Raw genomic sequence first — 14,570 nt, 5'->3', positions numbered from 1 at the left:
GCCCTGCATGCACATGCAGGGCCTTTTTTTTACTGCGAATCAGCCGCGGCCGTCGCGATCGCGCAGGCCCAGCAGGTACAGCACGCCATCCAGCCCCAAGGTGGAAATCGCCTGCTTGGCCGACTGACGTACCAGTGGCTTGGCGCGGAAGGCTACGCCCAGGCCGGCCAGCGACAGCATCGGCAGGTCGTTGGCACCATCACCCACCGCGATGGTCTGTTCCAGCTGCAGGCCTTCTTCACTGGCCAGTTGTTGCAGCAGGTCAGCCTTGCGCTGGGCATCGACGATCGGCTCCACCGCCACGCCGGTTACCTTGCCATCGACCACTTCCAGTTCGTTGGCGAACACGTAATCGATGCCCAGGCGCGCCTGCACCTGTTTGGCGAAGTACGAGAAGCCACCGGACAGGATCGCTGTCTTGTAGCCCAGGCGCTTGAGCTCGGCGAACAGGTTCTCGGCACCTTCGGTGAGGCGCAGGGAAGCACCGATCTCGTCGAGTACGCCGACATCCAGGCCCTTGAGCAGCGCCATCCGCTCCTTGAAGCTGGCGCGGAAATCCAGCTCGCCGCGCATGGCCCGTTCGGTGATCGCAGCAACCTGCTCGCCCACACCAGCGGCCTTGGCCAGTTCGTCGATGACTTCCGCCTCGATCAGCGTCGAGTCCATGTCGAATACCGCCAGGCGGCGATTGCGGCGGAACAGGTCGTCCTTCTGGAACGCGATGTCGACGTTCAGTTCTTCGGACAATGCGAAGAAGTCAGCCCGCAATGCCTGGGCGTCGCTCGGCACGCCACGCACGGAAATTTCCAGCGCCGCCTTGCTCTTCTCGCTCGAAGCGTTCAAGGCAACCCGCGCCGACAGGCGCTCGATACGCTCGATGGTCAGGCCATACTGGCTGATGACTGCACTGACGCGTTGCAACTGCTCGGGGGTGATCTTGCGGCTGAGCAGAGTCACGATATGACGTGCTTCGCCCTGGGCATCGGCCCAATGCTGGTAGTCGGCCTCGGAGATCGGCGTGTAACGCGCTTGCAGGTTCAGCTCGTGGGCTTTGGACTGCACGCTCTGCAGCAGGCTGGTAGCCACTTCGTTATCCGGGATATCGACCAGAATTCCGAACGACAGCGTGCCGTGCATGACCGCCAGGCCGATGTCGAGGATGTTCACACCGCCCTGGAGCAGGACGCCGGTGATGGCGGCGGTAAGACCCGGGCGGTCCTCACCGGTGATGTTGATCAGAACGATTTCGCGCACAACCTGGCTCCGACTTCGATGAAAAATGCGCATTCTACCGATTTTCCATGACCGTCGGGCGCCAACTCTACTTTGCCGACAAAACACTGCTCGCTATACTGCCCAACACTTTTATGCCATTAAGAGCCGCGCTCTGTGAACCGGCCCACGCCCGTCAAAACCGACAACTTCTTCATAATGATCTTCCGAGCCCTGCGCCAACGTCGCGTGCCCCTGGCATTGCGTATCGCCACCACCAACATTTTCCTGGTGGCGCTGGCGCTGGTGATCTATGCCTGCGTGATGGGCCTGCAGTTCAAGCAGGCCATGCACGAGCAGGCCGACGCCCTCGGCCAGAGCCTGACCACCCAGACCGCCACCTCGGCAACCGAGCTGCTGGTGTCCAATGACATCCTCAGCCTCAATGTGTTGCTGGGCAACCTGGTGAAGAACCCGCTGGTGGCCCATGCGGCCATCTACAGCGTGGATAACCGTATCCTCGCCGAGGCTGGCCAGCGCCCGCGCAACAGCCTGCTGGGTGAAGCCGAAGGCCTGTACCAGACCAAGATCACCTTCCAGGACGTGACCGCCGGTCAGCTGCGCATCAGCCTGGACATGAGCCAGTTCCAGCAGCCGATGCTGATCAGCCTGCAGAGCATGGGCATCCTCGCTGCCATCCTGCTGGCGTTGGCGCTGAGCCTGAGCCTGCGCCAGGGCCGCCACATCACCCTGCCGCTGCTGCAACTGCGGGTGTGGCTGCGTGACCCGCACCCTTACACCCCGGCCATCGATCGCCAGGACGAAATCGGCGACATCGCTCGCCAGCTTCATGCACGCCTGGCACCACCACCTCCGCCCGAGCCGGAACCGGAGGAGGAAGAAGACGAGTTCGACGACCTGCACCACGAGACCCCGGTCAAGCCCGCACAGCGAGCCAAGGCCGTGGTCCAGGCGGATGAGGATGACGACGCGGCCTTCGCCGGTCTGCTGGACGACGAGGAGCAAGCTGCTGTCAAACCTGCCATGGTCGAATCCGATGAGCCGCAAAACACCGCCGTACTGGCCGTTCAGCTGGGTTCCCAAGAGCAACTGCGTCGCCTGCCGCGCACACGCCTGACCGAGCTGCTGGAACGCTATCGCGGCTGCCTGGAGCAGGCTGCCTCGCTGTATGAAGGCGACATCCACACACTCAACGACGGCAGTACCCTGGTCCTGTTCCACAGCCGCGATTGCGGTGAGGACTACCTGACCAACGCCATCTGTTGTGGCGAGTTGCTGCGCGCGCTGGGCCATGCCCTGCAGATCGAAGTGGCCGACAGCGGCATCACCCTGCAATTGCAGCTGGGCCTGGCCCTGGGCGATGACTTGCAAGGGCTGGAGCAGGTCGACCTGCTGATGGCCGAAAAGGCTCAGGACGCGCTGGCGCTGTCGCAGCACAGCCGCAACCTGCTGCTGGTGGAGCGGCAGATCAGCGATGACGAGTTGATCCGCAAGCGCGCCCGCATCCGGCCGATTGCCAGCCCTGAAGGGGCATGCTGTGTGGAGCGCCTGATGGAGCCTTACCCGTCGATGCTGGAGCGCCAGTTGGCGCGGATGCACGAACGCCGGGCCTGACTTCAGATCCAGGGGGCCGCTTTGCGGCCCTTTCGCGACACAAGGCCGCTCCCACAGGTCAGCGCAATTCTCAAGAACTGCGCGCAACCTGCGGGAGCGGCCTTGTGTCGCGAAAGGGCTGCAAAGCAGCCCCAGCCATTTCGAATACCCACAAAAAAGCCCGCGAGTATGCGGGCTTTCTTGTATCTGGCGGTTCGGTCAGAACCGATAGACTTCCATATCGGTGCGAATCGGCGAAGCCATCGGGATCTTCGACTTCTCCGGTTCTTTCTTGACCTGTACCGGCGCCGCCTGCTTCTTCGGTGCTTCTTCAACAACCGCAGGCTGATTGGCCAGCGGCTTGACCGCCGTGCTCAACTGCTCGGCAAGCTTCTGCAGCAACTGCCCCTGGGCTTGAACCTGGGACGACTCGCTGCCCTCATGGTGCTGCTCGAGGTGAACGATACGGTTGTCACGCACACGGCCACGACGATCGAGCAGGCGCCATTGCGCATCGAGAATCGCAGGCTGGTTCTTGCCCGAGTCCAGGCGAGTGATCGACAGCAGCACCTGCACGTCCGGAGTGAAGCCGGCGCTGGCCGGAGCCAGTACCACGCGCTGGCTGTCCAGACGCCATGCCAGCTGACGTACCAGCAACTGATCGATGTCCGCCGACAGGCTACCCGCCCAACGACCGTCGGTCGCCGAACTCAGGCTACCATCGGCCTGACGCTGCAAGAAGGTTTCACGCTGCAGGTAATCGGCTATCGACACCGGGCCGAGTACCACGGCCATGCCCGCACTCTGCGAAGGCTGGCCAGGATCACCGCTGTCGAGTTGGTACAGGGCAACTGGCTGATGCATGCTGCACCCGCCCAGTCCCAGCAAACCCGTCATCAACAGCGCAAATGGAAGGCGCAGGAGTTTCATTCAACCCATCCAGGCGGTCGCACCAGGCAAACCGCAGTGATACTGATAGAGATTCAATCGGGCACACGGCCACGCCGGCACCGCAGGGGCACTATCATCCGCGAAATATCGGCCCGACTCCAGCATTTCCGCCTGAAACGGCGCTGAAATTGCCGTTCCAGACATTTCGTCGGATTATGCCGGGGCTTCCACCTGCAGGCTGTCGACCCGCTGGAAGCCCCGGGGCAGCTTGCTGCCGCGTCGGCCACGTTCGCCCTTGTAGTGCTCCAGGTCGTCTGGTTTAAGAGACAGGGTACGCTTGCCGGCCTGCAATACAAGGGTCGAACCCTCGCCAATCACCGCCAGGTCGGTGACAAATTCTTCACGACTGGCGACCCGATCACCGGGCACACCGATGATCTTGTTGCCCTTGCCTTTGCCCAGTTGTGGCAGGTCGGAAACCTTGAACACCAACAGGCGACCTTCTGTGGTCACCGCTGCCAGCCAGTCCTGTTCACGGTCGGCCACCGGGCGTGGGGTCATGACCTTGGCGCCGTTGGGCAAGCTGAGCAAGCCTTTGCCAGCCTTGTTCTTGGCCTGCAGGTCCTCGCCCTTGACCACGAAGCCGTAACCGGCATCCGAGGCCACCACATACAGCGCCTCATCGTCTGGCAGCAGCACGCATTCGAACGTTGCCCCGGGCGGGGGCGCCAGGCGGCCGGTCAGCGGTTCGCCCTGGCCTCGCGCCGATGGCAGGGTATGCGCGGCCAGCGAATAACTGCGCCCGGTGGAGTCGATCAGCACGGCAAACTGGTTGGAACGGCCCGCAGCAGCAGCCTTGAAGCCGTCGCCGGCCTTGTAGGACAAGCCGGTAGCGTCGATGTCGTGGCCCTTGGCGCAGCGCACCCAGCCCTTTTCCGACAACACCACGGTGACCGGCTCGGTCGGCATCAGTTCGTTTTCCGACAGGGCCTTGGCTTCAGCGCGCTCGATGATGGGCGAGCGGCGGTCGTCGCCATAGGTTTCGGCATCCTTGATCAGTTCGCTGCGCACCAGCTTGCGCAGCTTGGCGTCGCTACCCAGCAGGGCCAGCAGCTTGGCCTGCTCCTTGAGCAGTTCGTCCTGCTCGCCACGAATCTTCATCTCTTCCAGGCGCGCCAGCTGACGCAGGCGGGTTTCGAGGATGTAGTCGGCCTGGATCTCGGTCAGCTGGAAGCGCTCGATCAGGGCCTGCCTGGGGTGCTCTTCAGTGCGGATGATGTGGATCACTTCATCCAGGTTGAGGAACGCGGTGAGCAAGCCTTCCAACAGGTGCAGGCGCTTCTCGACCTTGTCCAGGCGGTGCTGCAGACGGCGGCGAACGGTGTTGGTGCGGAATTCCAGCCACTCCAGCAGCAGCGCCCGCAGGTTCTTCAGTTGCGGGCGACCGTCGAGGCCGATGATATTGACGTTGACCCGGTAGCTGCTTTCCAGGTCGGTGGTGGCAAACAGGTGCTGCATCAGTTCGTCGGCATCGACGCGGTTGGAGCGCGGGATGATGACGATACGGCACGGGTTTTCGTGGTCCGACTCGTCACGCAGGTCAGCGACCATCGGCAGCTTCTTGGCCTGCATCTGCGCGGCAATCTGCTCAAGCACCTTGGCCCCGGAGACTTGGTGCGGCAGCGCGGTGACAACGATGTCGCCATCTTCGACACGGTACACGGCGCGCATGCGGATCGAGCCACGACCGCTCTCATAGATCTTCTGGATTTCCGCACGCGGCGTAATGATCTCGGCTTCGGTCGGGTAGTCCGGCCCCTGGATGTGTTCGCACAGCTGCTCGATGGTGGCCTTGGGCTCGTCGAGCAGGCGCACACAGGCACTGGCCACTTCACGCAGGTTGTGTGGCGGCACGTCGGTAGCCATGCCCACGGCAATACCGGTGGTACCGTTGAGCAGGATGTTCGGCAGGCGTGCCGGCAGTACCGCAGGCTCCTCCAGTGTGCCGTCGAAGTTCGGTACCCAGTCGACGGTGCCTTGGCCCACTTCGCTGAGCAGCACTTCCGAATAGCGCGACAGGCGTGCCTCGGTGTAACGCATGGCGGCAAACGACTTCGGGTCGTCCGGCGCACCCCAGTTGCCTTGACCATCGACCAGGGTGTAGCGGTAGCTGAACGGCTGGGCCATCAGCACCATGGCTTCGTAGCAGGCCGAATCGCCGTGGGGGTGGAACTTGCCGAGCACGTCGCCGACGGTACGGGCAGACTTCTTGTGCTTGGCGTCGGCGTTGAGCCCCAACTCGCTCATGGCATAGACGATGCGTCGTTGCACCGGCTTCAGGCCATCGCCGATGTGCGGCAAGGCCCGGTCCATGATCACGTACATGGAATAGTTGAGGTAGGCCTGTTCGGTGAAGTCAGCCAGCGAGCGGCGTTCGACGCCGTCCAGGCTGAGTTCCAGTGAGTCGCTCATGCGGGCCTCGTCATTTCAGGTTCTGGCGCAACAGCATGGTGCCGCCGCGCTGGGTAAATTCAAGTTGTTTCAGGGCGCTCATGCCCAGTAGCACGGTGTGCCCGTCCAGGCCCGGCACCACCAGGGCGCGCACGTTCTGCAGGCGGATATCACCCAACTGCAGGGTAGTCAGCCGGGTGCGGTAGCCTTCGGTCCGGCCGTTGGCAGTGCTCAGCATCACCGTGCTGCCGCGCTGCAGGTCCAGGTCGTTGGCCAGTGACTCCGGGATCGCCACGTCGGTGGCGCCGGTGTCGAGCATGAAATGCACCCCCTGGCCATTGATCGCGCCGTCCAGCACGAAGTGGCCCTGGCCATTGCTCAGCAGCCGCAACTCGATGAAACCGTCGCCATGGGACGACTGTACCTGGGTGTTCGGGTTGCGCTCATGGTCCTCCCATTGCCCGAAGAATCGCGTGGCAAGGAACAACCCCGCCGCCCAGGCGACGATCATCAGGACCTTGCCGGCACGCTTGCCCGGTGGTGCGGTCATGGGTTGGCGCTCCAGCCGCCCTGCGGCGCTTCGAAGCGCCAGACGATCGGCCGGCTTTCGCCGTCGGCACGGTCACCGTTGTTGTTGTCCAGGCCGATCCAGGCACCCTTGGCATCGATCACCAGCGCTTCAGCCAGGCCATACGGCTGATCATAGCGGCGCTCCGGTACCAGCGCCTCGGCGGCGAATGACCAGCACTGCTCGACCTTGCCGCTCGTAGCGTCGCGCCGGCACACACGGTAAGCGTTGCGTTCGAGGGTAAACAACTTGCCCTCGAACCAGGCCAGGTCGGCAAAATCGCGCGACAGCGCCCGGGGGTTGGGCATTTGTGGCGGCTGCATCTCGACCCCGGCTTCGCTCAGCAACACGCAGCTGCGCCCGCACGTCCATACCGACTGCTGGCGCTCGATGGCCACCAGGCCGCGCCGCTCGCGCTCGGCCGCCAGCCACAGGCGGTCACCTTGCGGGTTGATCGCCAGGCCCTCGAACAAGGCATTGAAGTTGAGCAGCATGCCGCTGGCCCGGGCCTGGCGGACCATCGCCGGGTCGATCTTCAGCCACTCCGGCTCGCCCTCGGCAGGCAACTGCAGCACCGCTGCGTGGGCCTCGCTGACCAGGAAGAGATTGCCCGCCTGGTCACAGGTGATGCCTTCGTAATCCAGTTCGCCACCGCGCACATAGGACGCCGCCCAGTTACGCGACTTCAGCCCCCATGGCAGGCCGCTCTCGGGTACCGGCGGTGGTGTGAAGATCAGCGGCTGCGCGCGCCAGACGGCGCTCTGCTGGTCAAAGCGGTAAATACGGTCGTCATCCCGATCGGAAACACCCCACAGCCCGCCCCGACACTCGACAAGGCCGGACAGGTTGCCGCCGCGCATACCCTCGATCGGGTGCTCGGAGGCCAGCTTCAGTTCCGGCCAGTTGCCCGCCAGGCTCGGCAGGGCAACCAGCGTCAGGCAGGCCGCGACCAGCAGACGAATCAAACCAGAACCTCAGCCAGGTTGCCTTTGGTCTCCAGCCAGTTCTTGCGGTCACCGGCGCGCTTCTTGGCCAGCAGCATGTCCATGATCTCGGTAGTGCCCTGCACATCATCCAGGGTCAGCTGGACCAGGCGCCGGGTGTTCGGGTCCATGGTGGTTTCCCGCAGCTGCGGCGGGTTCATTTCACCCAGCCCCTTGAATCGGGTGACCTGCGGCTTGCCGCGCTTCTTCTCGGCTACCAGGCGGTCGAGAATGCCGTCACGCTCGGCTTCGTCGAGGGCGTAGTAGATTTCCTTGCCCAGGTCGATGCGGTACAGCGGCGGCATGGCGACGTAGACGTGGCCAGCCTCGACCAGCGGACGGAAGTGCTGGACGAACAGTGCGCAGAGCAAGGTGGCGATGTGCAAGCCGTCGGAGTCGGCGTCGGCGAGGATGCAGATCTTGCCGTAGCGCAGCTGCGACAGGTCGGTCGCGCCCGGGTCGACACCGATGGCTACGGCGATGTTGTGCACTTCCTGGCTGGCCAGGACTTCGCCGCCATCCACTTCCCAGGTGTTGAGGATCTTGCCACGCAGCGGCAGGATGGCCTGGTATTCCTTGTCACGCGCCTGCTTGGCCGAACCACCGGCGGAGTCACCCTCGACCAGGAACAGTTCGGCACGCATCGGGTCCTGCCCGGCGCAATCGGCCAGCTTGCCTGGCAAGGCAGGGCCCTGGGTGATGCGCTTGCGCTCGACCTTCTTGCTGGCCTTGAGGCGACGGCCGGCGTTGCTGATGGCCAGTTCCGCCAGCTGCATGCCCAGCTCCGGGTGGGCGTTGAGCCACAGGCTGAAGGCGTCCTTGACCACGCCCGAAACGAACGCTGCGGCCTCTCGGGACGACAGGCGCTCCTTGGTCTGGCCGGAGAACTGCGGTTCCTGCATCTTCATCGAGAGGACGAAGGTGATGCGTTCCCAGACGTCTTCCGGCGCCAGCTTGACGCCACGCGGCAACAGGTTGCGGAACTCGCAGAACTCGCGCATGGCATCGAGCAGGCCCTGGCGCAGGCCATTGACGTGGGTACCACCCTGGGCGGTGGGGATCAGGTTGACGTAGCTTTCCTGAACGCTGTCTCCGCCTTCGGGCAGCCACAACAGCGCACAGTCGACGGCCTCCTTGTTACCCGCCAGGCTGCCGCAGAACGGCTCGTCGGGCAGGCGCTGGAACTCGCTGACCGAATCGACCAGGTAGGAACGCAGGCCATCTTCATAGTGCCACTCGACCTTCTCGCCGCTGGCTTTGTCCTCGAAGCTGACCAGCAGGCCCGGGCACAGTACGGCCTTGGCCTTGAGCACGTGCTTGAGGCGGCTGATGGAGAACTTCGCCGAATCGAAGTACTTCGGGTCCGGGCTGAAATACACGCTGGTGCCGGTGTTGCGCTTGCCGACCGTGCCAACCACCTCCAGCTCGCTGGCCTTGAAGCCATCGGCAAAGGTCATCTGGTACTCGTTGCCGTCGCGCTTGACGCGCACGCGCACCTTGGTCGACAAGGCGTTGACCACCGAAATCCCCACGCCATGCAGGCCGCCGGAGAACTGGTAGTTCTTGTTGGAGAACTTGCCGCCGGCGTGCAGCTTGGTGAGGATCAGCTCGACGCCCGACACCCCTTCTTCAGGGTGGATGTCCACCGGCATGCCACGGCCATCGTCGCTGACTTCCAGCGAATGATCGGCGTGGAGGATGACCTGCACCGAGCGGGCATGGCCGGCCAGGGCTTCGTCGACACTGTTGTCGATGACTTCCTGGGCCAGGTGGTTGGGCCGGCTGGTGTCGGTGTACATGCCCGGGCGTTTACGCACCGGGTCGAGGCCGGAGAGGACTTCGATGGCGTCTGCGTTATAGGCGCTAGCGCTGGGATTGGCCATGGATTCTCGTCGTCAGTCTGGTGAATGCAAAAGATCAAAATACAGAAAAATCGAGCGCCGCATACTGCTGCCGGGCAATACCGGCAAACGCCAGCAGGCCTGGCAGCTGCTCGGCAAAGCCCTGGAAGCTGTGATCGCCTCCGGCCTGGATGCGCAGGGCGCACGCCCGGTAATAATGTTCGGCATGGCGGTAGTCCAGGGTTTCGTCGGCGGTCTGCAGCCACACCTGGTAGCGGCCAGGGTCGGTCGGCGCCGGCACTTCCAGCTCGGCCAGCGCCTGCACATGATCCAGCGTCAGCTCCCAGGTCTCGCCCGTGTAGTGGTTGCGCTGGGTCCCCAGATAACCATCGAAACGCTTGTGCGGGGTGACGGCGGGGTTGACCAGCAGGGCCTTCAGCCCATGGCGCTCGGCCAGATGGGTGGCATAGTAGCCGCCGAGCGAACTGCCGACCAGCAGCGGCGCACCGAGCTCGGCGATGGCGGCTTCGAGCTGGGCAATCGCCTGCCGTGGATGGTGGTGCAACTCCGGGATGCGCAGCTGCTGCGACAGGCCCAGTTGCTGCATGACGGCCGCCAGCTGGCGTGCCTTGGTGGACAGCGCCGAGCTGTTGAAGCCATGGATATAGAGGATGGAACCCGACATGCTGACCCCGGAATCTGTGGCTTCGCACCCGATCGAGCGGGCGCAGGGACGCGCAGTGTAGCGCGTTCGCCGGGCTTTGGCGCCGCGGCAGGGATTTAGCAACACATTCTTCAAAGAGCCGGGGCCGCGGCGTGGCGCCAGGTCTTCAATAACCCGCGCTGTTGAAGTCGAGCTTCACTTCAAAATCAGCGGCCCGCTCTACCCCCGTCTCCACCCGCCCATCGGCATGCAGGCGCAACCAGCGATAGCCAGGCTGTTCTTCGCTGACCTTGAAGTCCTCGCTACCCACCGCAAACTGGATGCAGGTCGAAGGCGTGGCCAGCAGGCGCAAGCCATCGCGCTGCTCATCCCACTCCTGGTGAATGTGCCCCCAAAGCAACACTTTCACCTGTGGATAACCCTGCAGGCGCCGCAGCAGCTGATCGGCATTGCGCAGACCGATCGGGGCAATCCAGGCACAGCCGATATCCACCGGCTGATGGTGACAGCACACCAGGCAATGGCGCTCGCCGGCCGAGGCCAAGGCGTCATCGAGGATCGACAACTGGTCCTGCTCGAGCAGCCCATGGGTAGCGCCCTGCACCGCCGTGTTCAGCGTGACCACGCGCCAGCTTCCTATATCCGTCACCGATTGCACCAGCTCTGGCGCAACCTGTGCCATGACCTCGGCTTCATCATGGTTGCCCGGCAACCAGCGGGTCGGTGCGGCAAAGCCGCCGGTCAGCGCGCGGAAAGCTTGGTACGACGCGACACTGCCATCCTGTGAAAGGTCGCCGGTACATAGCAGCAAGTCGATACGCGGCTGCTCGCGACCCACCTGGGCCACCACGTGCTGAAGGCTGTCGCGGGTATTGAGGCCCAGCAAGGTGCCCGCCGGGCTGGCGAACAGGTGAGCGTCGGTCAGTTGCACCACATGCACGGGCGCAGGGCTAGGGTCTGGGTGCGGCAAGGGCCGTCTCCTCGAACGGATTCTGCACGAATTATGGCGCTGGAACGGTTGCGAGCAAACACTCGAAACCGACCCAGGTCACATTTCAGCGCACACTTGCCAGTTCGTGGCCACAGGCCAGGCAATGGCTGAGCCATTCGCCGAGGAACAGATTGAGCTGCGCCTTCTCGTCCGGCTGGTGCATGGCCTCGTTGGGGTACGGATAAATGCTGCGCAGGCGGCGGGTGTGCTCGGCGCTGATCACTTCGGCCATACGCGCATCGTGATACACCTGCACTTCAAGGTGCGGCACCGGCAGCCAGGGCAGGCTGTGCTCCTGGCGCACACGCAAGGTGGTGGTATAGGGGCAGGCCAGCAGCACATCGAGCACCAGCACGCCGAGCATCTGGTCGCCCTGGGTCATGCCGATGCGCCGCGAACTCTGGGTAGTGCGCATATCGGGCAGCAGGCGCATGAGCCGGGCATAGTTGGCCTCGCAGGCTGCTTGCAGCCCGGCCAGATCGACCCGATAACGCTCACGCAACAGGTTCACTTCCACATACCTCGAACTTCATCTTTGTTCAGCGCCAGCCACTGCAGGCTGATGATGGTCGCCGCGTTGCAGATTTGACCATCGCGCACTGCCTGCATTGCATCGTCGAACGACCACACGCGCACGCGGATGTCCTCGGCCTCTTCTTCCAGGCCATGCAGGCCACCCGCGCCTTCACTGGTGCAGCGGCCGAGGTAAAGGTGCACATACTCATCACTGCCACCGGGCGAAGGGAAGTAACGGGTAATCGGCCACAAGGCGCCTATCGCCAACCCGGCTTCTTCCTGGGCTTCGCGATGCGCGACGTCTTCCAGTTCTTCCTCGCGGTCGATCAGCCCGGCAACCATCTCGATCAGCCATGGGTTGTCGACCTTGCCCAGGGCACCGACACGGAACTGCTCGATGAGCACCACCTCATCGCGCAATGGGTCGTAAGGCAGCACACAGACCGCATCGTGGCGCACGAACAGCTCACGGCTGATCTCTCGGCTCATGCCGCCTGCGAACAATTCATGGCGCAGGTGCACCTTGTCGAGCTTGTAGAAGCCCTTGAAGCAGTTGGCCCGCTCGACGATCTCGACCGCCCTGGGCACCGAATTCAACGTGTCTGACATGGAAATCCTCATCACCTCATTTACCGCATCGCGCCATCCTACTCTGCACGGTTGCCCGTTTCACCCCTTTCCGGCAACCGTTCGCACACTCGGGACAGGCCGCCTTCACTCTGTTAGCTTAGTGGCGAACTGAAGGCCGCGCAGACGGTCAAAGGCCCACTTTTCCCTGTTCTGCAAGGATCACCATGACACTTGTCAAACTGACTTCCGTGGCCGTGTTGGCACTCGCTCTGGGTGCCTGCCAGAGCCTGTTCGCACCCAATTACCGGACCCCGCTCGAGGTCAAGCGTGATGCCTGGGAGCACGTCAAGCCAGGCTGCAGCGCAAGCGACTGCCCGCTGGTGAACATCGACACCGTCCACTTTCCGGCCCAGCCCAAGCTCGATGCCATCGTCGAAAAACGCCTGCTGCAGCTGACTGAAGACAATCAGCATGGCACCGCGCCAAGCACTCTGCAGGCTTACGAGCAGCAGTACCTGGCCAGTGCCGACAAACGCAACAGCAGCTACCTGCAAGCCAAGGTACGCGAGCAGCATGACGGACTGGTGATCATCGAGTTGTCCAGCTACCTCGACAGCGGCGGTGCCCACGGCATGCCGGGGCGCGGCTTCATCAACTACTCACGCAAACTGGACAAGGTGCTGACCCTGCAGGACATGCTGGTGCCAGGCCAGGAGGAAGCCTTCTGGAAGACCGTGGAGGAGTCGCACCGGGCCTGGTTGATCAGCGTGGGCATGGACAAGGACGCCGAGTTCGTCAAGACCTGGCCCTTCAAGCGGTCGCCGCACATCGCCCTGACGTACGGCGCGCTGGTGGTGAAGTACGAGGTCTACGCCATTGCGCCCTACTCCATGGGCCACGTGGAACTGAAGATCCCCTACCCACGCCTCAACGGCGTGCTCAAGCCTGAGCTGTTTCCCGGCCGCGGCTGAAGCTCAGCAGGCCATGCAGCCCACCTGCCAGCAGCAGTGCTGGCAGGGTAGCCCCCAGCTCCGGCGCCTTGGCGGCGATCAGGTGATAGGCCGCCACACCCACCACCCAGGCCAGCAGCGCCTGCCAGTGCAAGCCACCGATTTGTGTCGGCAAGCAACGACGACGGATCACGTAGTGGTCCATCAGTACCACGCCGAACAGCGGTGCAAACACCGACCCGATCAACAGCAGGAAGTTTTCGTACTGGGCCAGTGGCGCCAGCAAGGCGATCAGGGTGCAGAGCACGCCGATGGCCAAGGCAAGGTGCTCGACCTTCAGGGGCAACAGCACGCCAGTGGAAACGGCAGCCGAGTGAATATCGGCAAAGGCCTTTTCCGACTCGTCCAGCAGGATCAGCAGCAGCGGTATGCCCATACCGGCACCTGCAAGGGCCAGCAGCAGCGCATTGACCTCGCCGCTGGCGGCAAAGGCCAGGGTATAGGCCACGCCCAGGCTCATCAGCCAGGTGTTGCCGATGAAGTAGCCGGCAACGGTACCGCCGAACACAGGCTTGCCGTTACGGGCGAAACGCGAGTAGTCGGCGATCAGCGGCAACCATGACAACGGCATGGCGATGGCGATGTCGAAGCCCACCGCCAGCGACATCGAACCATCACCAGCGCGGTTCCACAGCGCCGCCAGGTCGGCCTTGGCGAACAGGTTCCAGGTCAGCCACAGGCACGCGCCCAGCAGCAGCCAGATACCCCAGGCACGCAGCACCTTGCGCACGAACGCCAACGGGCCGCTGACCGCCAGCAGGGTGGCCAGGCCACCGAAGCACAGCGTCCACAGCATTGGGCTGTTCCAGGCGCTGGCCTCGCCGAACGCCCGTGCGCCCAGCAGGCTGGCGGCGTCGCGCATGACGATGAGTTCGAATGCGCCCCAGCCCACCAGTTGCAACAGGTTGAGCAGTGCTGGCAGGCGCGCGCCATGGCTACCCAGGCTGAGCTTCAGGGTGCCCATGGCTGAGAGGCCGGTGTCACTGCCGATGACCCCAGCAGCGCCGAGCAGCAGCACACCGACACCGGTGCCAAGGGCAATGGCCAGGACCGCGCCGGCCAGGCCAAGGCCAGGGGCGAGCATGGCGCCTACCTGCAGGACCATCAGGCCGATGCCAAGGGAGAACCACAGCGAGAACAGGTCGCGGGCGCCGAAGATGCGCTGGTGGATAGAGACCGGGTGGTCGGGGGAAAACTGGCTGGGTGATGTCATTGTTGTGTTCGCAGGAAGAATGTTGAGTTGCATGCAGCACCCTGTG

Annotated in this window: 13 protein-coding genes; 2 read left to right on the top strand and 11 right to left on the bottom strand. The window is 63.7% G+C overall.

Going from position 1 to position 14,570, the window contains the following annotated elements; all coding sequences use genetic code 11:
- Positions 1-39 precede the first annotated feature (39 nt).
- Positions 40-1,254 (bottom strand): phosphoserine phosphatase SerB, encoded by a 1,215-nt coding sequence (gene serB, locus ACTORR_RS16800; protein WP_054887878.1) that lies wholly within the window; start codon positions 1,252-1,254, stop codon positions 40-42.
- Positions 1,255-1,389: 135 nt separating this feature from the next.
- Between serB and ACTORR_RS16795 the strand changes: the two genes are divergently transcribed.
- Positions 1,390-2,847, top strand: coding sequence for an AhpA/YtjB family protein (locus tag ACTORR_RS16795; protein WP_054887879.1), 1,458 nt, complete (start codon positions 1,390-1,392; stop codon positions 2,845-2,847).
- 198 nt (positions 2,848-3,045) lie between these two features.
- Here the strand turns inward: ACTORR_RS16795 and ACTORR_RS16790 are convergent, their stop codons facing one another.
- From ACTORR_RS16790 to ACTORR_RS16750, 9 genes are all read right to left on the bottom strand, one after another.
- Complete coding sequence (locus ACTORR_RS16790; protein ID WP_054887880.1) at positions 3,046-3,756, bottom strand: PqiC family protein; 711 nt, start codon at positions 3,754-3,756, stop codon at positions 3,046-3,048.
- Between the two features lie 174 nt (positions 3,757-3,930).
- Positions 3,931-6,189 (bottom strand): DNA topoisomerase IV subunit A, encoded by a 2,259-nt coding sequence (gene parC / locus ACTORR_RS16785; RefSeq protein ID WP_313365442.1) that lies wholly within the window; start codon positions 6,187-6,189, stop codon positions 3,931-3,933.
- Between the two features lie 10 nt (positions 6,190-6,199).
- Positions 6,200-6,718 carry a retropepsin-like aspartic protease family protein gene (locus ACTORR_RS16780; RefSeq protein ID WP_313365441.1) on the bottom strand — a complete coding sequence of 173 codons (519 nt, stop codon included), beginning with the start codon at positions 6,716-6,718 and terminating at the stop codon, positions 6,200-6,202.
- The gene (locus ACTORR_RS16775) at positions 6,715-7,701 is read right to left on the bottom strand and encodes an esterase-like activity of phytase family protein (RefSeq protein ID WP_054887883.1); all 987 of its coding nucleotides are present in this window, start codon (positions 7,699-7,701) and stop codon (positions 6,715-6,717) included. The genes ACTORR_RS16780 and ACTORR_RS16775 overlap by 4 nt, the downstream gene beginning before the upstream one ends.
- Entirely contained in the window at positions 7,698-9,602 is a 1,905-nt protein-coding gene (gene parE, locus ACTORR_RS16770) for a DNA topoisomerase IV subunit B (protein WP_441343727.1), read from the bottom strand. The genes ACTORR_RS16775 and parE overlap by 4 nt, the downstream gene beginning before the upstream one ends.
- A 34-nt stretch (positions 9,603-9,636) precedes the next feature.
- Positions 9,637-10,245 carry a YqiA/YcfP family alpha/beta fold hydrolase gene (locus ACTORR_RS16765; RefSeq protein WP_054887885.1) on the bottom strand — a complete coding sequence of 203 codons (609 nt, stop codon included), beginning with the start codon at positions 10,243-10,245 and terminating at the stop codon, positions 9,637-9,639.
- A 145-nt stretch (positions 10,246-10,390) separates the two neighbouring features.
- Positions 10,391-11,194 carry a 3',5'-cyclic-AMP phosphodiesterase gene (gene cpdA, locus ACTORR_RS16760; RefSeq protein ID WP_054887886.1) on the bottom strand — a complete coding sequence of 268 codons (804 nt, stop codon included), beginning with the start codon at positions 11,192-11,194 and terminating at the stop codon, positions 10,391-10,393.
- Positions 11,195-11,279: 85 nt separating this feature from the next.
- On the bottom strand, positions 11,280-11,732 hold the full coding sequence (locus tag ACTORR_RS16755) for a DUF1249 domain-containing protein (RefSeq protein WP_054887887.1): 453 nt from the start codon (positions 11,730-11,732) through the stop codon (positions 11,280-11,282).
- Positions 11,723-12,340, bottom strand: coding sequence for an NUDIX domain-containing protein (locus ACTORR_RS16750; protein ID WP_054887888.1), 618 nt, complete (start codon positions 12,338-12,340; stop codon positions 11,723-11,725). Before ACTORR_RS16750 ends, ACTORR_RS16755 begins: the two co-directional genes overlap by 10 nt.
- A 185-nt stretch (positions 12,341-12,525) precedes the next feature.
- On the opposite strand from ACTORR_RS16750, the gene ACTORR_RS16745 reads away from it, so the two are divergent.
- Positions 12,526-13,272, top strand: coding sequence for an RsiV family protein (locus ACTORR_RS16745; protein ID WP_099814343.1), 747 nt, complete (start codon positions 12,526-12,528; stop codon positions 13,270-13,272).
- Here the strand turns inward: ACTORR_RS16745 and cytX are convergent.
- Positions 13,241-14,524, bottom strand: a complete 1,284-nt coding sequence (gene cytX / locus ACTORR_RS16740) for a putative hydroxymethylpyrimidine transporter CytX (protein WP_313365439.1) — start codon at positions 14,522-14,524, stop codon at positions 13,241-13,243. The genes ACTORR_RS16745 and cytX overlap by 32 nt on opposite strands.
- Between the last annotated feature and the right edge of the window lie 46 nt (positions 14,525-14,570).

This window comes from Pseudomonas sp. SAR267, from assembly GCF_052077595.1.
Classification (GTDB): Bacteria; Pseudomonadota; Gammaproteobacteria; order Pseudomonadales; family Pseudomonadaceae; genus Aquipseudomonas; species Aquipseudomonas vlassakiae.
This window is presented reverse-complemented; position numbering and strand designations above follow the sequence as displayed.